4 protein-coding genes are annotated in these 23,494 nt (G+C 49.8%); all 4 read right to left on the bottom strand.

Going from position 1 to position 23,494, the window contains the following annotated elements; genetic code table 11:
* Positions 1-122 precede the first annotated feature (122 nt).
* Positions 123-7,484, bottom strand: coding sequence for an AAA family ATPase (locus ACOJUO_RS03495; protein WP_422138922.1), 7,362 nt, complete (start codon positions 7,482-7,484; stop codon positions 123-125).
* A gap of 95 nt (positions 7,485-7,579) precedes the next feature.
* The gene (locus ACOJUO_RS03490; protein WP_422135371.1) at positions 7,580-7,756 is read right to left on the bottom strand and encodes a hypothetical protein; all 177 of its coding nucleotides are present in this window, start codon (positions 7,754-7,756) and stop codon (positions 7,580-7,582) included.
* A gap of 94 nt (positions 7,757-7,850) precedes the next feature.
* Entirely contained in the window at positions 7,851-15,485 is a 7,635-nt protein-coding gene (locus ACOJUO_RS03485; RefSeq protein WP_422138921.1) for an AAA family ATPase, read from the bottom strand.
* A gap of 128 nt (positions 15,486-15,613) precedes the next feature.
* On the bottom strand, positions 15,614-23,410 hold the full coding sequence (locus ACOJUO_RS03480) for an AAA family ATPase (protein ID WP_422138920.1): 7,797 nt from the start codon (positions 23,408-23,410) through the stop codon (positions 15,614-15,616).
* Positions 23,411-23,494: the final 84 nt, after the last annotated feature.

The following is a 23,494-nucleotide window of genomic DNA, read 5'->3' as shown; positions in this document are numbered from 1 at the left end:
ACTGTCTTGAAATTGTTTAATGATTTGACCTTCAGACAGGAGAAAAGTTGCATTTGGATGCTTTCCCGTAACCATTCAGGAAAGTCAATGATCTTGAAAAACGCATCACGGTCAAACGCTTATCAACTATCCAATGACTCATAAATCGAATTCAAATTCACGCTGCTCAAAAACTCTTCGAGAATGGTTGTCATATCCCAGGATTTGAGTATCAGAGCATTATTGGTATTTTGTGCTCGCATTAAGTAGGCATCCTTAACAGACTTCTGAAACAAAAAAGAGCTGTTAATATTACACATCATGTCAAACAGCGTCTCAGGTGAAGATGGATCATGAGCGCCGTAGTAGCCCTGATTATCGGAGTCCATGACGCAGGCATCGCCCCAACAAAAATTTAAACAACCGCCTTTCGAGTGTGTCACTTGATACAGGTAATAAGTGAAGGCTTGCAGAATCGCGCTCATGCATTTGTTTTTTAAATCATCCAAAAGCTTTTGGTCTTCTGACTGCACCTCAACGGACTCTGGTCTCATTTTTTTCAACGACTGCTGCAGTTTAGGGCTGTTCTTAACTTTTCGTTGAAACAGGACATCGGTCATTTCATTAAGCTCTGCACTGTAACAGTCAGGTTGCCCCAGGATAATCACCGGACGGTGGTTATTCTTGCCTGAGGATAACTGTACAAACGCAGGCTGGTGCAACAGCATTCGTTCTATATTCGGAATGCCCCCGGGTTGATCCGTCCAGGCGGTCCGTATAGATGAGCTGACAATGTTACCTTCCAGAAATGGCGAAAAACCATCATGAGAATCAGTGATGAAAAAGATACTGCCTTCTTTCTCCCGAAGTCTTTTATGAGCCAGCAGAAACGCCTGACTATTTTTTTCCCTGGACAAAAAATGCTCATACCACTTTTTCAGACAACGGGCGGCCTCAACCTTCAGTTTATCAATGCCTTCCAGACGCACCAATAGCTCATGATAATTATGGACCAATACTAAATGGCTTTGTGAGAACGGCACTGGATACAGCCAATTCAATGCCATGGCTTTACGCGCAAACTGAAGAACTGAAGGCTTGGTCAAGTCACTGCACTCCAGTACAAATACTATTGCAAGCAGCCATTGGTCATGAGTTACCCCGGCCTGATCAATCAATTTTGAATGGAGTATCTTGAGTGGTTCAGTGACCTTATCTTCATCACTGTTGGACAATATTTGTATGATTGCCCCCGATATCCATTTAAATGTCTCCTCGAAAGAGCCCAATACTTCTGTTCCCAGTGACTCAACCACTGAGATGCCCATGGAAAAGGCGGTTAAATTTTTTTCCTTCCAAAGGTTATTTAATAGTTCGGAAATACTTAGATTGGTTTCTGGCAATACGCTGTTTGTCTCAAGGGCCTTTTTAAGTTCCTCAAGGTTTATGCCACAGGCTTTGGCCAGAGTTTGCAGTTGTGCTGAATCAGCCCGTTTCAGGAGATTCTTAATCTGCTTTAATGTACTGCTGGAACTGGGAAACTTAATGTTGGGCTGAAAGGCAGGTGTGATTTTTGTTGGCTCTACAGGCGCTCCGCCCAAATCCACGGACTTCCAGGTTTGGCCGTCATCCCCGGAGTATTCGGCAAATCTATGGATGCGGTTATCAATTTGCCGACATGGAATCCCGAAATAACGACAAAAAGCAATAAAAACAGGCACACGATGGCGACAGCTGCCTTGCCGCTGTGTTACGAGAAATTCAAAGAAATTCTTACCAGGCTCTGGTGCAGCCTTACCGGAAAACTGTCGGCAATAGTCTTTTATCGCCTCAATGCGTTGCTCCGTGTTTTTAGCGTCTTTTATTGTCTCCAACAGCACCTTTACTTCGGATGTTTGTTCGCCAGTGGTCTCAAACAATTTGTCCAGTACTGTTGTCATACCTTCTGAACAACTGTGGTCAAAAAGTATTGATCGTTCTGGTCGGGCGCCTTTAGCCGATGTCTTTTTGTCGGGTTCTACGACATAAGTCACTTGAATACTCTGCCTGGCTTTTGCCTCTGGAATAGTCAATAAGTGAAGCCCGGTGTATCGGTCCCTGATCAGGGTGAATGCCAAATCGGGCTCGATACGCAGGGCTACGATGTAATCCTCAGGCGTCAGGCTGGGCAATGCACATTGACCATTCGCCGGTGACACCTTCAGGGTTGCCAGCGTTTGATTGCTGGTTAATCTCACTTCCTGGCCTTGCCCCGGCAATCGTGCAGGCATCAGGGCTTCGACCCTTTGAATGTGTTTATCACTGATCTCGATCAGTTTGATGTCACCCTCAGGAGTTACATGAATATCCTTTGCCCGCCAGCGATACATCCGGGAAGAGGGCGTCTGCGTATTAAAAACTTTATAGTCTTCAACGACAGGCTTCTTCTGGTTCTCATAGTTTGTGCTCCAGTCCAATACCTCAGACTGTTTCTCGAAGGCTTGTGGGATGTATTTTTCAGAATCGTCAGCCCGATGGTCCGGTTGCGCACTTATCTGCTGCCAGAACGCAGGCCACCATTTAACGGCATTGGAATTCCACGAGTTTATCTGCTGGTCAGCCTCCTGAAGATAAGATTGGTTAGCTGGCATTTTCAGTGTTTGTTCCTCTTCTTTTGTCAGGGGGAATACACTGTTGGCGTCCACGTCCGAGCCACCAAACTGACGATCAAACCAGCTTTTCTGCCAGTATCGGTACAGTGCCCGGGTGAGAATATCGTCTGACTGGTCCGGCTTCAGGGGAAGACCGGATGCCCGCCATTCTGCCTGAGCCACCCTCCTGATGATTTCCGTTTTGACTTTCTTTTCATGCAGATGAGTGTTGATACAAATTTCATGTTTTTTTTCATCCATACTGTTGCGGTTACTCTGTCGTATCAACCACGGGCGATTAATGCGCGTTACTGTCTGGTAGAACCAATGGCACAGTACAGGATCAAGCGCTCCTTCATCCATGGCAAGAGTCGATGACTCAGGCAGTTGCTCCAGTGACAGGTCGGCGGCCATCAGATAAAGTCGGTAGTGCTGATCGAAGCATTGATGAAGTCTTTTTTCGCTAAAGTCGCTCCTTTTCATAACAGCCCTGGCGACCTTCTGTAAATCAAGGCTGGTGGGCTGTAACGGCAGGTTTTTGCGTTGCAGGTCGGCCCTCAATCGACAATGTTGCTCAGTCAGCTTTTTAGCCGCGAATTTACCCTCCGTGGTCTCTGGCAAGACTTTTTCGGCAATGGTCTGCAATTCGGTCTGGTTATACTGGCGGATCGGCAAATGTCTGAAACGTCCTTTCAGCGCCGGTGATAAGGGTTTTCGCCCACTGTACTCAGGCGGGTTGATGGTGGCGAACAGATGGAAACCCGGATGGCTGTCACCGGCCAGAATATCGTTTAACTCACCTTCCAGATGCTGGCTGTCGATCAGATTCATTTCCGAAATCACCACGATGCCACCGTCGACTTTTGCCTTCCGGATCGCTTCACACACTTTGTCCCAGGAACAATCACAGGCATTCAGGAGAAAGACTTCCGGCATGGATTCTCCCCGTTGCTCAGCCTGCTGTCTGACACTTGCAATCATCAGGTTCAGCGTGACATCCTTACCTCGTCCAGCCTGGCCTTCAACCAGCGTCGCCTGACGGCCGCCGTGTTTTCTGCCGAGATGATAAGCCTGCTGACAGCGGCTTAAATCCTGCCCAAGCCGCTGCACCAGCTCAATGACTGCCGATCCGGAGGTATCAAACTCAGGTCGGGTTTGTTCGGTGAGTTGTATGAAGGGCTGCTGTATATCCTCCAGGTTCTGTGCACGAACTCTGTCGCTCAGGGTGTTGTCCGGGTGGTAGCGGGCAGCAAACCAGATCTCCAGTGCTGACAGGGCATCCTGATGAGTCTCGCTGATTTCGCTACCCAGTACATCCCGGAAACTTTGTTGGATCAAACTGTTCACTTGCTCACAGCTAACACTGTCTCCTTTGGATAACGCACGATCCAGATACCAGCCCACCCAACTGCAGATATCCGTTAAATCCCTGGGAGTGAACTCATGTTCGGGCAATAGTTCCGGATAATATTGCCAGAGTGCCATCACACTCCTGGTGGCAGTGTGTGCAATGTCGTTTATTTCAGGCTCCGACAGATGTCGCTGTAACTGATTGACCAGAGCCGGTTCCACCACTCTGTCGCGAAGGAAAGCTTGATCCAGGCGTGGGTAGTAAGCCCTGGGCAATTTCTCTTTCAGGGTCGGGTCCATTTGGCGTCCGGCGTAGTGATCGGGGTTGCCGGTGAGAATCACCCGGTGTTTTGTGCTGACCGGAACAGGATGACCGTTCACATAGATGCAGGGTTCCGGTTCCCACAAGCCATTCAATGACGCCAGTAATCCGGTTTTGGCGAGGTTGGCTTCATCCAGAACCAGTGTGACATAGCCTCCGTCTTTGTCGGATTCGGTATTGGCCCATTCCATCAGCGCCCGGTTTTGCTCCGCCATAGAGCGGTCGCCATCGTCGTGTTCTTGCCACTGCCAGCGTTTCATCAGGGTCTGTTCGCTATCAGTAGGTCCAAGGGACAACACCGAAGCCTGCCCTGAAGCCTTCGCCATTGTGGCAGAAAAGTAACTTTTCCCAGTGCCGGTTTCTCCCTCAAGGAAGATAACGGGAGAGTCCGTAAGCCGGTCATGGAGTCGGGATAAACGACGACTTTCACGATCCTTCTGACTCATCTCGCCGTTATAAAGATCCCAGGCCAGTGCTGACAGAGACCTATCGGTGGAGCCCGACCATTTCAGTGATTCAGACAGTTGATGTTTTATGCGTTCAATGCCTGCTGCCTCGGAATTTGTTGTTCTGGCAATGTGAAAACAATCGCTGGCCAGTGCGTGAATGGCATCGGATCGGGTTTGTCCTGATGGCAAAGGCAATTGCCAACCGGAAGCCAGTGCATCTTGCAAACGTTTGATCTGTCTTGCTGGCCTGATGGCTAACGGTTGATATTGCTCCGCTGCCTCCGGATCGACTTGCAACTGATGTGCCATTGCCTCTCGTTCAGGCACATGGGCAACGATCATGGCACAGAGCCTGTCCAGAGCGTCATTATTTTCCTGTCGAAATGGACTTTCATAGGACAGTTGTAATTCTCCATTAAATACTGCCGGGTCAAAGGCTCTGGCCAGTTGCCAGAGGTTGTGCTCCACAAATTCTCTATTCAGCCGCAGAGTATTGCTAATGATGTCATTTAAGTGATCCGGGTCTACCGAGGCGGTTTGATCCTCAGTTGGCGTCTTATCCGGTAACAAGTGCCAGCAAGCCACTTTCATAAAATCACGCACGGACGGATGTTGCCGGGTGCCATGGGTGATGACGCTGTCGATGGCCTTGCGCCAGTGGCGGGGCAGGAGTTGCAGGGAGCGGTCAACCTGCTGTGCTCGCCGGGCAGCCAGTATCAGGTTACTCAACAGGCCTTCGGTCATTTCCGGCAAAGGGTTACACAGGTGGGCAGGTACGGTTTCAGACGCTTCGTAAAGCAAGTGCAGAGCCTGTTCAGGCAGTCCAGCGCGGGAGATATCATATTTGAGGGCATTGATATCCCAGAGATTGACCTCAGGACACGATTTTCCCCTGGCAATCATCGAACGCAATACTGAAGAGGCGCTGTTTCCGGACTCAGGCCAGAGTAGAGTGACATTAGCCTGTGGGTAGGCCTGTAATTGGCCATTGACCAACAGAGGTTGTCCAAGCATCAGGGGTTCCAGAAGCTGCTGAAGCTTTGGGTTAGTTTCGAGTCCCCGGAATACCACCGGCTTGCCAGCGCTTAATGCCTTCTGTAAGTCACTCTGACGTCGTCCAAAATGAGCCTGTTGTTCCGAGGCGATATAGATGTTATCAAACAGCTGGCTAAAGCTGGTCTGGTCATTGACCTGAATGACCAGAGGTGTTTCCTGATGACTATTGATCCACTGACTGGCCTGGGCGTGCTGCTGATAATTGACTGCACTGAAGGCAGACTGATCTCTGACATTGAGCAGAGGATGCTCATCCTTTTCTGACACTCCCAGAGCTTTCGGCTGCTGTTTTGAATGAGTTACCTGAAGCTGTGGCTGCAAATCTGTCGTCTCGCGAATCGTCTGCAGTGAACCCAGTAAACGAAACCATAGTGCCACAGTGAGTGGGGACGTTACTGTAACTGCACCACCCGCCCGAATTTGCTCCAACAGACAGGTGTTAGGAGCTGCATAACCTTCCGGGGCAATGGCAATCGGGCTCAGCCATTCCGCGATATTACTCTGGTTAATGATGATCGGGCCTGGTGCTGTGTGCTTTTTATCAGGTCCTTTGTCAGCTTTTTTGTTGCCTTCTTTGTCGCCTTCTTTGTCACAAGAGCGGGACAGGCTTTGGAACCGTGAACGAAGCTCTTCATTCCGTACCGGCATCTGATAAAACTGAACATCGTCGGGTAACTGACAGATCTTCCCGTTGCTCTCGAAACATTGTTGCGCCAGCATCTGTCGAATTGTTTGTTCAAAGGCCAGATCCTGCCAGTTGGCTCCTTTCAGAATCACTCTTTGTCCGGCCCTTAATGACTCAAGCCTGCCGGGGAGGTGCCGGATTCGCCCCTGTTGATCCACTCCGGGGCCGCCCAGCAGCAACTGTCGCCAGTGACTGTGCAAGTGACAGTCAATAAGAACAGTATTGTTGTCATCCGTCGTGCGTTCGGAGCAGGGGAGTTCAGTCAATACCGGAGGAACTTTGTCGATCTTCATCGATGGATCATTGCCAGTCTTTGCGTCGAACTGCCAGGTATTTTCCGGTCGATTAACTCGCCGCCAGAAATCAGCCCCCGGTGCGACGGCCCCCGGTGCGACGGCCCCCGGTGCCTCGTCAAGCTGGCCAATCGATGCCAGCTGGGCAGGGGCTGCCAGGACCCATAGAGAAACATGCTCGCCCAGAGGGCGTTTCTTCTGGCTGACTTTGTCATACAGACAGGGATTATCCGGGTCCAGCAGATCGTTAAATTTTGGCAGTTCATCACTGGTGAGTTTGCGGATATCCATCACCAGTGTCAGTGGCTTTGAACTTTCAAAGAGCTTGCCAGACCCCAGAGTGTAGCGACCATCGTCGGCAATACTAAACCGGCTCACCAGGTTAGCCTGTGAGAGGTCATCGGGGTGGGCAATAAGAATGACGTCCCTATGTTCATTAGAGGTTTGGGCAACTAAAAGCCGTCGAACCTCATCATCATTGGCGACAAAACGGAAATCGAAGCAATAAGGGGCCTTTTGGAGCGAGGAATCCACTGTGGATACGGTTCTCTCTTTGTCAGGCAAGTCAATTGGAGGTGAAGATCTAGTAAGTTCGGGAGTGACAATGGGACAGATAGCCAAATTCTCTGACGATGAAGCCAGATTTGCTCCTGTGGCTGGCACGCCACTGTGTGTGTCTGGAAAAGTTTTGCTGATTTCTACTTTAATCTGGCCATCCATAGTCAATCTCCCTACTGCCATTTGAAGGACTACATTGAAATTGTTTGAATATTTGACCTGCAAAATGGATGAAAGTTCTATTTGAATTTTGCCGGTCAAGACTGACGGTCAAGATTGAGACACCCATAGAAAATTACTTCAGTGCAGATTCCTGCATCATTATTTGCCTCTGATGATAAATCCTGCTTTGCTAACCTGGCTGCAAAGTCATTATGAAAAAGATTATCATCAAGGGCGTGTTTGTTTGTAGCTGGAACAATCCGACCATCCATAGTCAGTTTCCCTCCTGTTATCTGACAGGCCTTTATTAAAATTGCTTAATGATTTGGCCTTCAGACAGGAGGAAAGTTCAATTTGGTTTAGAAGTCACCAAAGTCGAAAAAATCCATCATAATCAGACTCTAATGCCGTATCCAGTGAGTCATAAAGCGAATTCAAATTCATGCTGTTCACAAACTCTTCGGCAATTTTTGTCAGCTCATTGTTTTTGAGAATCAGAGCGTCACTGGCGTTATGTGCATGTCTTAAGTAGTCATCCTTAATAGCTTCCTGCGACCAGTCAGAGCTCCCGATCAAAGACATCATGGCATATAGCTCTCCCGGTGAGGATGGATCATGAGCGCCAAAGCTGCGATCATTTTCCCTCCAGTCGCTAGGATAGGCCCAACAATAGGTTAAGCTCCCAACGTTCGAATGTGTCATTCCATACAAGTAATGAATAAAGGCCTGTTGAATCGCTTTCTTGCATTCTTTTTTATAGCGAGACACCAGAAGTTTTTCCCTGGATGTGACCTCATTGGACTTCAGGAAGGATTGGTACTTGCTGTTGATATCAAGCTTTTCTTTCCTGCTATCCGTTGCCATTAAAGCATCACGTTGTCGTTTTTCCATTGCCTTACATTGATTGATTTTTTCGAACATCTGCTTAAAATCCGGGCTGTTCTCAAGTTTCCTTTGAAACAGAGCTTCGGCCTTTTCATTAATCGCTTTGTTCCTCGGGGAGATTTCTCCCAGAATAATCACCGGACGGTGGTTCCCCTTACCCGAGTTTGACTGCATAAAGGCAGGTTGTTGCAACAATATTCGTTCTATATTCGGAACGCCCTCTGGTTTGTTCGTCCAGGCAATCTCTATGCTTGGACTGGCAATTTTATTTTTAAGGAATGGCGAATGCCCGTCATGATGATGAGTGATGAAGAGAGTGTTCTCTATACTCTTTTGGAAGCTTTCATAATCCTGCTGCCATTGCTGGTTATTTTTTTCCCTGGACATCAATACCCCATACCACTTTTTCAGGCAATGAGCGGCTTTAATGTTCAGTTCATCGACACTTTCCAGACGCACCAATAGTTCATGATGTACAGAGGCCTGTATAAGCTCTGTTTTATAGGACAGCACTGGATCCAGCCAACCCGATTCCAGGGCTTCACGGGCAAAGTGAATAATTACAGGACGGGTCAAATCACTGTTTGCCAGTACGTCCACTATCGAACACAACCACTGTTCAGGAGGTGTTCCGACCTGATCGATCATTTTTGAATGGAGTGACTTGAGTTGTTCACTGACCTGATCTTCATCACTGCTGGACAATATTATTTTGAGGGCCTCCGCCATCGGTTTATATTGACTTCCGTATTCAAACACTTTACCGACCAATGCTTTCTCGTCTTCGCCGAATGCTTCTGTCTCCAGCGACTGAAGCATTGAGGCGCCAATGGAGAATCTGGTTAAATCTTTTGCCTCCCAAAGGTGTTTCACAATTTCGAAAGTACCTGGAATTTTTTCTGACAATGCACTGCCTGTCTCAAGGACTTTGTTCAGTTCCTCGAGGCTCATACCAGAGGCTTCAGCCAGAATTTGCTGTTGTGCTGAATCAGCATCTTTCATGACATTTTTCAGGAGACCCCTGGCCTGCCTTGACTCATTGCCAGAGCAACGGACCCTGCTGACAGGCTGGAACTGAGGCATGATTTCAGTTACCTCGACATCTGCTCCGTCCAACTCCGCTGACTCCCAGGTTTGGCCTCTATCCAGGGAATACTCAGCAAAGGCGTGGACACGGCTACTGATTAGCCGACATGGAATGCCAAAATAACGACAAAAAGCAGCAAAGACAGACGCACGATGTATACAGCCACCTTGCCGCTGTGTTACGAGGAAATGAAAGAAATTTTTATTGTGCTCTGGCAAAGCATCACAGGAAAACCACCAGCAATAGTTCTCGATCGCCTCAATGCGTTGCATCGTGCTTTTAGCGTTTTTTATTCTCTGCAAAGGCACCTGTACTTCGGTTGGTTGTTGCTCAATGTTATCAAGCACTCCCTTCAGTACTGTTTTCATAGTTTCTGAACAGCGGACGTCAAAACGTGTGGATTGTGCTGGTCGGACGTCTTCAGCAGGTATTTTTTTGCCCGTTTCTCTGGGCTCTACGACATAAGTAAATTCAATACTCTGGTTGGCTCCGGAGTTTGGAATAAACACTGTGTGAAGCCCGGTATAGCAATCCCTGAACAGGGTAAACGACGCATGGGGTTCTGTACGCAGGGCCAGGATACAGTCGTCAGGCACCAGGCTCGGCAATGGGTACTGACCATTGTTTGATGTCATCTTAATGGTTGCCAGCGTCTGGTTGCTGGCTAATGTCACTTCCTGGTCATGCTGTGGTAACCGGTCCGGTATGAGAACTTCGACCCCCTGCATGTGTTGATCACTAATATTGATCCATTTGACATCGCCTTGAGCAGACACATAAACATCCCATGCGCCCCAACGATCCATCCGGGAAGAAGGGTTCTCCTTATGAAAAACTATACGCTCTTCAACGTGTCGCTTCTTCTGGTTATCGTTGTTCGTCAGCTGTTTCAATGTCTTAGCCTGTTCCTCGTAGGTTTCTACCATGTATTTTTCAGGCGCCTTATCGTAAACAGTCAACGTCTTGTCAACAGGTTGTGACTCATGGTTTTTTCTCTGATCCAATGCCGGAGCCTGTTTCTCGTCGACTTCTGGCTTGTCGTGTTCAGGAGCCTTATCACCGCCAATAGCGGATGCTTCTTTGATAAAATCGTCTGCCAGATGGTTCGGCAGATCACTGATCTGATGCCAGAACGTAGGCCGCCATTGGACTTCACCGGCTTTCCACGCCCTTATCTGCTGATCAGCGGCCTGAAGATAAGGCTGGTTAGCTGACATTTTCAGCGTTTGTTGCTGTTCTTCCGTCAGGGGAAATACGCTGTTAGCGTCCACGTTCGTCTGGCCAAAATGATTGCTAAACCAGCTTTGCTGCCAGTGTCGGTAGAGTGCCCCGGTGAGAATATCGTCCGAATTCAGGGGAAGGCCTGATGACTGCCACTTTGCCTGAGCCATGCTCTTGATGAGTTCCGTTCTGGCTTCCTTTTCATCCAGCTGAGTGTTAACAAGGATTTCATGTTTTTTTTCATCAACACTGTTGAGATGACTGCCTCGTATCAACCACGGACGATCAATGCCCGATACCGTTTCGTTGAACCAACGGCAAAGTCCGGAATCAAATTCACTTTTCCCCATGGCAAGAGCCGAAGGCTTGGGCAGTTTCTCCAGCGTTATGTTGGCAGCCATCAGATAAAGTCGGTAGTGTCGATTGAGACATTGATGAACGGCTTTTTCACTAAAATCGCCACCACTGGTGATAGCCCTGGCAACATTCTGTAAATCAAGACTGGTGGGCTGCAACGGCAGTTTTTTGTGTTGCAGGTGAGTCCTTAAACGACAATGTTTTTCTGTTAGCATTTTAGCGGCGAACGTCCCTTCTGAGGACTCTGGCAACACTTTTTCGGCAATGGTCTGCAATTCGGTCGGGCTGTACTGCCGGATCGGCAAATGTCGAAAACGCCCTTTCAGCGCCGGTGATAAGGGTTTTCGCCCGCTATACTCTGGCGGGTTGATAGTGGCAAACAGGTGGAAACCCGGATGAGCATCACCGGCCAGAATACCGTTTAACTCACCTTCCAGATGCTGGCTGTCGATCAGATTCATTTCCGAAATCACCACGATGCCGCCTTCCTCTTTTGCCTTCCGGATCGCTTCACACACTTTGTCCCAGGAACAATCACATGCATTCAGGAGATAAACTTCCGGCGTGGACTCTCCCCGTCGCTGAGCCTGCTGTCTGAGACTTTTGATCAGAAGATTCAGCGTAGCATCTTTACCTCGCCCAGCCGGGCCTTCAATCAGTGTTGCCTGACGACCGCCGTGTTTTATCTTGCGATGATAAGCCTGCTGACAGCGACTAAAATCCTGCCCAAGCTGTTGCACCAGTTGACTGACTGCCGATCCGGAGGTATCAAACTCAGGTCGGATTGCTTCGGTTAATTTTTCGAAGGACTGCTGAATATACGTCAGTGTATGGTTATGAACTTTGTCGCGCAGGGAGTTGTCCACTTCGTAACGGGCAGCAAACCAGATTTCCAGTGCCTGCCGGGCATCCTGATGAGTTTCGGTGATTTCAGGACCCAGAAGATCGCGAAAACTTTGCTGGATCAAACCGTTCACTTGCTTGCGGGTAACATTCTCACCTGCGGGCAGCGCACGATCCAGATACCAGCCCACCCAACTGCAGATATCCGTTAAATCCCTGGGGGTAAACTCATGCTCGGGCAAGAGTTCCTGATAATATTGCCACAGTGCCATCACGCTCTCGGTGGTAATGCGTGCGATGTCGTTTATTACAGGCTCTGACAGATGTCGCTGTAATTGATTGACCAGAGCAGGTTCCACCACTCTGTCGCGAAGGAAAGCCTGATCCAGGCGTGGGTAGTAAGCCCTGGGCAATTTCTCTTTCAGGACCGGGTCGAGCTGGCGCCCGGCGTAATGATCCGGGTTACCGGTGAGAATCACCCGGTGTTTTGGGCTGACTTCGACAGGATGACCATTCACGTAAATGCAGGGTTGTGGTTCCCATAAGCCGTTCAATGATGCCAGTAATCCGGTTTTGGTGAGGTTAGCTTCATCCAGAACCAGGGTGACATAGCCTCCATCTTTGTCGGATTTGGTATTGGCCCATTCCATCAGCGTCCGATTTTGCTGTGTCATAGAACGGTCGCCGTTGGCGTCTTGTTGCCAATGCCAGCGTTTCATCAGGGTCTGTTCGCTGTCAGAAGGTCCAAGGGAAATGACCTCAGCCAGCCCTGCAGCTTTGGCCATTTTGGCAGAAAAGTAACTTTTCCCGGTGCCGGTTTCTCCCTGCAGGAATATAACGGGGGAGTCTGTGAGCCGGTCGTGGAGTCGGGATAACCGACGACTTTCACGATCCTTCTGACTTATCTCGCCATGACAAAGATCTTTGGCCAGTGCTGACAGGGGCTTATCAGCGGAACCCTGCCATTTCAGTGATTCAAACAGCCGACTTTCTATGCGTTCAATGCCTTCTGCCTCAGAATTCGCTGTCCTGGCCCTATGAAAACAATCGGTGGCCAGTGTCTGAATAGCATCGGATCGGGTCTGCCCTGATGACAGAGGTAAATGCCAGCCAGAAGCCAGCGCATCTTGCAAACGTTTAATCTGTCCTGTTGGCCTGATGGCTAACGATTGCCAGGGCTTCGCTGCCGACGGTTCGACTTGCAACTGGAACGCTAAAGCGTTTCGCTGTTGCTCAGGCCCACAGGCCACGATGATGGCACAGAGCCTGTCCAGAATTTCTTTTGCATCCCTGTATGGCAATGGATTTTCATAGGACAGTTGCAATCCTTTAATCAATCCAGCGGCCCTTAATACCTCCGGGTTAAAGGCTCTGGCCAGTTGCCACAGGTTTTGCTTCACAAACGCTCTATCCAACTTCGGGGCACTATTGATGACGGCATTTAACCGATCCGGGTCTACCGAGGGAGGTTGATCCTTATCCGGTAACAAGTGCCAGCAGGCCACTTTCATAAAATCACGCACGGACGGATTCTGTCGGGTACCATGGGTGATAACACTATTGATGGCCCTGCGCCAGTGGCAGGGCAGCAGTCGTGAGGACTGGTCAACCTGCTGTGCTCGCCGGGCAGCCAGTATCAGGTTGTTCAATAACCCTTCGGTTATTTCAGGCAGAGGATCACACAGGTTGGCAGATACCGTTTTAAAGGCTTTGTAAAGTTCATCAAGCGCCTGTTCCGGCAGCTCAGACCGGGAGATTTTATGCTTGTCCGCATTGAGATCCCAGAGATCGACCTCGGGACAGGGTTTACCTTTGGCAACCATCGAATTAAATACTGAAGAGGGGCTTTTCACAAGCCCGGGCCAAAGTACGGTGACTTGAGCCTGTGGGTAGGTTTGTAATTGGCCATTCAGCAACAGAGGTTGCCCAATAATCAGGGGTTCCAGAAGCTGCTGAAGTGTTGGATTAGTTTCCAGCCCTCTGAATACCACCGGTTTGCCAGCGGTCAAAGCCTTCTGCAAGTCACTCGGACGTCGTCCAAAATGCGCCTTTTTTTCCGAGGTGATGTGGATATTATCAAACAGCTCGCTGAGGCCGGTATGTTCATTGATCTGAATGACCAGGGGGGCTTGCGGTTGATGACTAATCCAATAACTTGCCTGGGCATGTTGTTGATAGGTCAACGTGTTAAAGGCACGGTGATCGCTGACTTTTTCCTGTGGCTCGGGCAGAGGGTATGCATCGTTTTCATCCAACCCCAGGGCTTTGGGCTGCTGTTTTGAATGAGCCACCTGAAGTCCGGGCTCAAGGCCGGTCGCCTCACGAATCGCCTGCAGTGAGCCCAGCAAACGAAACCAATGCGCCTCAGTGAGGGGAGAGGTTACGGTAACGGCACCACCGGCCCGAACCTGTTCCAACAGACAGGTGTTGGGGACTGCATAGCCTTCCGGGGCAATGGCAATCGGGCTGAGCCATTGGGCAATATTACTCTCGTTAATGATGATCGGGTTGTCTGATAAAGAATGGGACAGACCCCGGAACAGTGAATGAAGCTCGTCCTTCCCTACCGGCATCTGATAAAACTGAACATCGTCGGGTAATGGACAGATTTCCCCATTGCTCTCAAAGCACTTCTGCGCCAGCATTTGCCTAATCGTCTGTTCAAAGGCCAGATCCTGCCAGTTGGCTCCTTTCAGAATCACTCTTTGTCCGGCCCTTAATGACTCAAGCCTGCCAGGGAGGTGCTGGATTCGCCCCTGTTGATCCACTCCGGGGCCACCCAGCAGCAACTGTCGCCAGTTGCTGTGCAAGTGACAGTTAATAATAATTGCATTGTCGTTTATAGCACTTTCGGCACTGGTGCATTCAGGTAATAAGGGAGGAACCTCGTCGATCTCTATTGATGGGTTCTTGCCGGTTTGCGCATCGAATTGCCAGGTATTTCCCGGTCGGTTAATTCGTCGCCAGAAATCAGCACCGGGTGCCTCGTCGCTCTGGCCAAACGATGCCAGCTGGGCAGGGTCTGCCAGGACCAATAGAGAAACATGTTCGCCCAAAGGGCGTTTCTTCTGACTGACTTTGTCGTACAGACAAGGGTTATCCGGGTCCAGCAGGTCGTTAAACTTTGGCAGATCCTCGCCGGTGAGTTTTCGGATATCCATCACCAGCGTCAGTGGCCTTGAACCTTCAAAGAGCTTGCCAGAACCCAGAGTGTGGCGACCGTCGGTGGCAATGCTCAACCGGCTCACCAGATTAGCCTGTGAGAGGTCATCGGGATGGGAAATAACGGTGACATCCCGATGTGCATCGTCGGTCTGGGCACTTAAAAGCCGACGAACTTCATCATCACTGTCAACAAAACGAAAATCGAAGGAATGAGTCGCCTTTTGGCGCGGGGAATCCGTCGAGGAGACGGTTCTCTTTTTGTCAGGCATCTTCTGCGAAGATGGCGATCTCTTTAGTTGGGACCTGACTTCAGTGCAGATTCCTGCATTATTATTTGCCTCTGATGATAAATCCAGCTTTGCTAACCTGGCTGAAAAGCCACTATGAAGAGGGTTATCATCAAAGGCGTGTTTGATTGTAGCTGGACCAATCCGACCTTCCATAGTCAGTCTCCCTCCTGTTATCTGACAGGCCTGTATTAAAATTCCTTAATAATTTGACCTCCAGACAGGACGGAAGTTCCCTTTGGATGGACTATGGAAGCAAGTGTCCAATCTCGAAAAACCCGGGGTCACGCATCCAATGAGTCACAGAGCGAACTCAAATTTACATTGCTCAAAAAGTCTTCGACGACGGTTGTCAGCTCATCGGATTTGAGTATCAGAGCGTTACTGGCGTTTTGTGCCTGTTTTAAATAGGACCCCTTAACAGAACTCTGAAATTCGGAAGAGCTACTTATATCAGACAACATGGCGAACAGCTCCAGTGGTGAGGATGGATCACGAGCGCCATTGTGGGCGTGCATGGCGGTAGAATCGGCCCAACAATAACTTAAAGAACCGCCTTTCGAGTGTGTAACTTCGTACAGGTAATGACTGAAAACCTGCTGAATCACCAGGCGGCATTTGTCTTTTAAATGACGCAAACGGTTCTGAAGATGGAGGCTTCCAAGTGAATATTCAGGGGCTAGTCTGATGTCTTCCAATAACTGCTGCCAGTGAGGGCTACTCTCAACTTTTCTTTGATACAGGGCTTCGATCTTTTCATTGATCACTCTGCTCTTCCAGTCAGGTTTTCCCAGGATAACCACCGGACGGCGGCTTGCCTTGCCTGAGTTTAACTGCACAAATGCGGGATGGTGCAGTAATATTCGCTCTATATTCGGAATGCCCTCAGGCTTGTCCGCCCAGACGTCCTGTATAGATGGGCGAGCCATTTTAGCTTCCAGGAGTGGCGAAAACCCATCATGACAATGAGTGATGAACAATGTCTCACCTCTTAGCTGCAGGATGCGACCGTAATCAAACTGCCAAAACGAACTGTTTTTTCCCCTGGACAACAAATTCTTATACCACTTTTTCAGGCAATGGGTGGCTTTAACCTTCAGCTCATCGACACCTTCCAGGCGCAGCAATAGCTGATGATGTTTAGTGGACTTTAAAGTTGAACTGTCGTAGGACGGCGTTGGGTCCAGCCAGCCCAATGCCATGACTTTACTGGCAAAACGAATAACCGAAGGTTTGGCCAGGTCGCAGCCATTCAGTATACGCACTATTGAACCCAACCATTCGAGAGGGTCTGCTTTGCCATGGACAATCATTTTTGAATGCAATAACGTGAGTTGTTCAGTGACCTGATCTTCATCACCATTGGACAATATGTGTATTACTGCCTCTGACATCGGGCTATAACGACCCCTTTTCGAACCCTCTCTCGTAATTCTGCTCCTACCCCAATTTCCATTTGGCAGACTACCGACCAATTCTATCTCGTGACGGTCCAATGCTCCTTTCTCGAGTAACACTGAGACACCCATGGAAAAACTGGTTAAATCCTTTCTCTCCCAGAGGTTCACTACTGTTTCGAAACTGTTTAGATCGGTTACTGGCAATGTACTGTTTGTCTCAAGAGCTTTGCTCAATTCCTTGAGGCTCATACCAGTGGCCTCAGCCAGAGCCTGCTGTTGTGCTAAATCAGCTTCTTTCAGGAGGTTCCTGAGCTTTCTTGATTCAGTACCAGACCCAGTGACCCGCCTGGTGAGCTGGAAGGCAGGCCAGATTTCTATCGGCTCACTAGGTACCCCGCCTAAATCCACTGACGTCCAGGTTTGGCCGTCATCCGGGGAAAACTCTGCAAAGGTGTGAATACTGTTACCGATTTGCCGACATGGAATCCCGAAGTAACGACAAAAAGCGATAAAAACAGGCACACGATGACAGCATCTCCCTTGCCGTTGTGTTACGAGGAATTGAAAGAAATTGCGTTTGCGCTCCGGTACAGAAACACCGGAAAACTGTTTGCAATAGTCCACGATCGCCTTAATGCGCTGGGTCGTGTTTTTAGCGTTTTCTATTTTCCTCAACGGCCCCTTTATTTCCGATGCTTGTTCTTCAATGTGCTCAAGCACGTCCTGCAATACTGCTCTCATACCTTCGCAACAGCGAGCGTCAAAACGTGTTGATTGTGCAGGCTGGGCTCTTCTGGCAGGTGTTTTTTTGTCTGGTTGCCATGGTTCTACGACATAAGTTACTCGAATAGTCTGTAAGGGTTTGGCCCCCGGAACAGACAGTGTGTGAAGCCCGGTATATCGGTCCCTGATCAGGGTAAATGGCAAATCGGGTTCTATGCGCAGGGCTACGATATAGTCGTTAAGCGTCAGGCTGGGTAATGTATATTGACCATTGTGGGATGAGATATCCAGGGTCGCCAGCGTTTGATCGCTGGCTAATGTCGCTTCCTGATCATGCCCGGGTAACTGGTCAGGTATCAGGACTTCGGCCCCCTGCATGTGTTGATTGGTAATATTTATCACCTTGACAGCGCCCTTGGCAGTCACATAAATATCTTCTGCCCCCCACCGATAGTTTTCGGGAAGATGGTCCTGCGTGTCAAAAATTACAAGCTCTTTAGCCTGTAACATCCCTTTATTCTCAAAGTCCGTTGTCCGGTTCAATGCTTCAGCCTCTTTCTCACGGGCTTCTGGAATGTATTTTTCAGGAGCCTTATCACCGCCAATAGTCATCGCTTCGTTAACTGGTTGTGGCTTATGGTTAGTTCCCCGGTCCAATGCTGAAGCCTTTTTTCCGTGGCCCTCTGGAAGGTATTTTTCTGAAGCTTTATCACCGTCAATAGTCATCGCTTCATTAACTGGTTGTGGCCTGTGGTTTGTTCCCCGGTCCAATGCTGAAGCCTGTTTTTCGTGGCCCTCTGGAAGGTATTTTTCAGGGGCCTTATCACCGTCAATAGTCATCGCTTCGTTAACAGGTTGTGGCTTTTGGATCGTTTTCTGAGCCAATGCCAGGGCTTGTTCCCCGTTGACGTCTGGCATGTCTTGATCAGGAGCCTTATCACCCTCAACAGCTGAGGCTTCGTAAATATAATCGTCAACCAGATGGTTCGGCAGATCACTTATCTGAGCCCAAAACGCAGGCCATAATCGGACTTCATGGATGTTCCATGCATTTATCCGCTGATCAGCTTCCCTGAGATAAGGCTGGCAAGCCTGTAATTTCAGCGTTTGTTTCTGTTCTTCCGTCATCGGAAATACGCTGTTAGCGGCCACGCCCGTCTGGCCAAACTTACGACCAAACCAGCATTGCTGCCAGTGTCGGTAGAGTGCCCCGGTGAGAATATCGTCTGACTGATCCGGCTTCAGGGAAAGGCCTGATGCCTGCCACTTTGCCTGAGCCACCATCCTGATCACTTCCGCTTTGGCTTCCTCTTTATTCGGACGATCCTTAAAACCAATGTCATGGCATTTTTCATCAATACTGTTGCGATCACTGCGCCGTATCAACCACGGACGATCAATGCCCGATAGCGTTTGGTTGAACCATTTGCAAAGTCCGGAATCAAGCTCACCATTGCTCATGGTAATAGCCGACGACGCTGGTAGTTCTTCCAGCGACAGGTCGGCTGCCATCAGATAAAGCCGGTAGTGCTGATGGAAGCATTGGTGAAGGCCGTTATCGCTAAAATCACCCCCTCTGATAACAGCCCTGGCGACATTCTGTAAATCAACACTGGTCGGCTGCAAGGGCAGGTTTTGCTTTTGCAGGTAAGCCCTCAATCGACAATGTAGCTGAGTCAGCTTTTTAGCCACGATTTCCGGCTGCGTAGTTTGCGACAATACTTTCCCGGCAATGGTCTGCAATTCGGTCGGGTTATACTGCCGGATCGGCAAATGTCGAAAACGCCCTTTCAACGCTGGTGATAAGGGTTTTCGCCCGCTGTACTCAGGCGGGTTGATAGTGGCAAACAGGTGGAAACCCGGATGGGCGTCACCGGCCAGAATATTGTTTAACTCACCTTCCAGATGCTGGCTGTCGATCAGGTTCATTTCCGAAATCACCACGATGCCGCCTTCCTCTTTTGCCTTCCGGATCGCTTCACACACTTTGTCCCAGGAACAATCACAGGCATTCAGGAGATAAACTTTCGGCATGGACTCTCCCCGTCGCTTAGCCTGCTTTCTGACACTTTCAATCACCAGGTCCAGCGTGGCATCTTTACCCCGTCCAGCCGGGCCTTCAATCAGCGTTGCCTGACGACCGCCGTGTTTTTTGTTGAGATGATAAGCCTGCTGAGCGCGGCTTAAATCCTGTCCAAGCTGTTTCGCCAGCTCAATGACCGCCGATCCGGAAGTATCAAACTCAGGTCGGATTGTTTTGGTGAATGTTTCGAAGGCCTGCTGAATATACGGCAGGGTATGGTTATGAACTTTGTCGCGCAGGGTGTTGTCCACTTCGTAATGGGCAGCAAACCAGATTTCCAGTGCCTGCTGGGCATCCTGATGAGTTTCGGTGATTTCAGGACCCAGAAGATCCTGAAAGCTTTGCTGGATCAAACCGTTCACTTGCTTGCAGGTAACATTCGCACCTGCGGGCAGCGCACGATCCAGATACCAGCCCACCCAACTGCAGATATCCGTTAAATCCCTGGGGGTAAACTCATGCTCGGGCAAGAGTTCCTGATAATATTGCCACAGTGCCATCACGCTCTCGGCGGTAATTCGTGCAATGTCGTTTATTTCAGGCTCCGACAGATGTCCCTGTAACTGATTGACTAGAGCCGGTTCCACCACGCTGTCGCGAAGGAAAGCCTGATCCAGACGTGGGTAGTAAGCCCTGGGCAATTTCTCTTTCAGGGTCGGGTCGAGCTGGCGCCCGGCATAATGATCCGGGTTACCGGTGAGAATCACCCGGTGTTTTGGGCTGACTCCGACAGGATGACCATTCACGTAAATGCAGGGTTGTGGTTCCCATAAGCCGTTCAATGATGCCAGTAATCCGGTTTTGGTGAGGTTAGCTTCATCCAGAACCAGGGTGACATAGCCTCCATCTTTGTCGGATTTGGTATTGGCCCATTCCATCAGCGTCCGATTTTGCTGTGTCATAGAACGGTCGCCGTCGGCGTCTTGTTGCCAATGCCAGCGTTTCATCAGGGTCTGTTCGCTGTCAGAAGGTCCAAGGGAAATGACCTCAGCCAGCCCTGCAGCTTTGGCCATTTTGGCAGAAAAGTAACTTTTCCCGGTGCCGGTTTCTCCCTGCAGGAATATAACGGGAGAGTCTGTGAGCCGGTCATGGAGTCGGGATAACCGACGACTTTCACGATCCTTCTGACTTATCTCGCCATGACAAAGATCTTTGGCCAGTGCTGACAGGGGCTTATCAGCGGAACCCTGCCATTTCAGTGATTCAAACAGCCGACTTTCTATGCGTTCAATGCCTTCTGCCTCAGAATTCGCTGTCCTGGCCCTATGAAAACAATCGGTGGCCAGTGTCTGAATAGCATCGGATCGGGTCTGCCCTGATGACAGAGGTAAATGCCAGCCAGAAGCCAGCGCATCTTGCAAACGTTTAATCTGTCCTGTTGGCCTGATGGCTAACGATTGCCAGGGCTTCGCTGCCGACGGTTCGACTTGCAACTGGAACGCTAAAGCGTTTCGCTGTTGCTCAGGCCCACAGGCCACGATGATGGCACAGAGCCTGTCCAGAATTTCTTTTGCATCCCTGTATGGCAATGGATTTTCATAGGACAGTTGCAATCCTTTAATCAATCCAGCGGCCCTGAATACCTCCGGGTTAAAGGCTCTGGCCAGTTGCCACAGGTTTTGCTTCACAAACGCTCTATCCAACTGCGGGGCACTATTGATGACGGCATTTAACCGATCCGGGTCTACCGAGGGAGGTTGATCCTTATCCGGTAACAAGTGCCAACAGGCCACTTTCATAAAATCACGCACGGACGGATGCTGTCGTGTACCATGGCTGATAATGCTATTGATGGCCCTGCGCCAGTGGCGGGGCAGGAGCTGTGAGGACTGGTCAACCTGCTGTGCTCGCCGGGCAGCCAGTATCAGGTTGTTCAATAACCCTTCGGTTATTTCAGGCAGAGGGTTACAAAGGTTTGCAGGTACGGTTTTAAAGGCTTTGTAAAGTTCATCAAGCGCCTGTTCCGGCAGCTCAGACCGGGAGATTTTATGCTTGTCCGCATTGAGATCCCAGAGATCGACCTCGGGACAGGGTTTACCTTTGGCAACCATCGAATTAAATACTGAAGAGGGGCTTTTCACAAGCCCGGGCCAGAGTACGGTGACTTGAGCCTGTGGGTAGGTTTGTAATTGGCCATTCAGCAACAGAGGTTGCCCAATAATCAGGGGTTCCAGAAGCTGCTGAAGTGTTGGATTAGTTTCCAGCCCTCTGAATACCACCGGTTTGCCAGCGGTCAAAGCCTTCTGCAAGTCACTCGGACGTCGTCCAAAATGCGCCTTTTTTTCCGAGGTGATGTGGATATTATCAAACAGCTCGCTGAGGCCGGATTGTTCATTGATCTGAATGACCAGGGGGGCTTGCGGTTGATGACTAATCCAATAACTTGCCTGGGCATGTTGTTGATAGGTCAACGTGTTAAAGGCACGGTGATCGCTGACTTTTTCCTGTGGCTCGGGCAGAGGGTATGCATCGTTTTCATCCAACCCCAGGGCTTTGGGCTGCTGTTTTGAATGAGCCACCTGAAGTCCGGGCTCAAGGCCGGTCGTCTCACGAATCGCCTGCAGTGAGCCCAGCAAATGAAACCAATGCGCCTCAGTGAGGGGAGAGGTTACGGTGACGGTACCACCGGCCCGAACCTGTTCTAACAGACAGGTGTTGGGTACTGCATAGCCTTCCGGGGCAATGGCAATCGGGCTGAGCCATTGGGCAATACTACTCTGGTTAATGATGATCGGGTTTCCCAGTGCCTGCTTTTTATCAAGCCCTTTGTCACCCTGTTTGCCAGTAGAGTCGTACAGACTCTGGAACAGTGAATGAAGCTCGTCACTCCCTACCGGCATCTGATAAAACTGAACATCGTCGGGTAACCGAGAGATCTCCCCATTGCTCTCAAAGCACTTCTGCGCCAGCATTTGCCGAATCGTCTGTTCAAAGGCCAGATCCTGCCAGTTGGCTCCTTTCAGAATCACTCTTTGTCCGGCCCTTAATGACTCAAGCCTGCCAGGGAGGTGCTGGATTCGCCCCTGTTGATCCACTCCGGGGCCACCCAGCAGCAACTGTCGCCAGTTGCTGTGCAAGTGACAGTTAATAATAATGGTATTGTCGTTTATAGCACTTTCGGCACTGGTGCATTCAGGTAATAAGGGAGGAACCTCGTCGATCTCTATTGATGGGTTCTTGCCGGTCTGCGCATCGAATTGCCAGGTATTTCCCGGTCGGTTAATTCGTCGCCAGAAATCAGCACCGGGTGCCTCGTCGCTCTGGCCAACCGATGCCAGCTGGGCAGGGTCTGCCAGGACCAATAGAGAAACATGCTCACCCAGAGGGCGTTTCTCCCGACTGACTGTGTCGTACAGACAAGGGTTATCCGGGTCCAGCAGGTCGTTAAACTTTGGCAGATCCTCGCCGGTGAGTTTTCGGATATCCATCACCAGCGTCAGTGGCTTTGAACCTTCAAAGAGCTTTCCTGAGCGCAGGGTGTGGCGACCGTCGGAGGCAATGCTCAACCGGCTTACCAGATTAGCCTGTGAGAGGTCATCGGGATGGGAAATAACAGTGACATCCCGATATTCATCGCCGGTCAGGGCAGTTAAAAGCCGTCGAACTTCATCATCACTGTCGACAAAACGAAAATCGAAGGAATGAGTCGCCTTTTGGAACGAGGAATCCGTTGAGGAGACGGTTCTCTTTTTGTCAGGCATCCTCTGCGAAGATGGCGATCGCTTCAGTTGGGGCCTGACTTCAGTGCAGATGCCTGCATCATTATTTGCCTCTGATGATAAATCCAGCTTTGCTAGCTTGGCTGCAAAGTCGCTATGAAGAGGGTTATCATCAAGGGCGCGTTTGTTTGTAGCTCGATCAATCCGACCATCCATAGTCAATCTCCCTTTTGTTATCTGACAGGTCTCTATTAAATTCCTTAATAATTTGACCTTCAGACAGGACGGAAGTTCCCCGTG

Source organism: Endozoicomonas sp. ALC020 (genome assembly GCF_049275935.1).
GTDB lineage: Bacteria > Pseudomonadota > Gammaproteobacteria > Pseudomonadales > Endozoicomonadaceae > Endozoicomonas_A.
The sequence above is the reverse complement of the archived record's forward strand: the minus strand, read 5'-3'. Positions and strand labels throughout refer to the sequence as shown.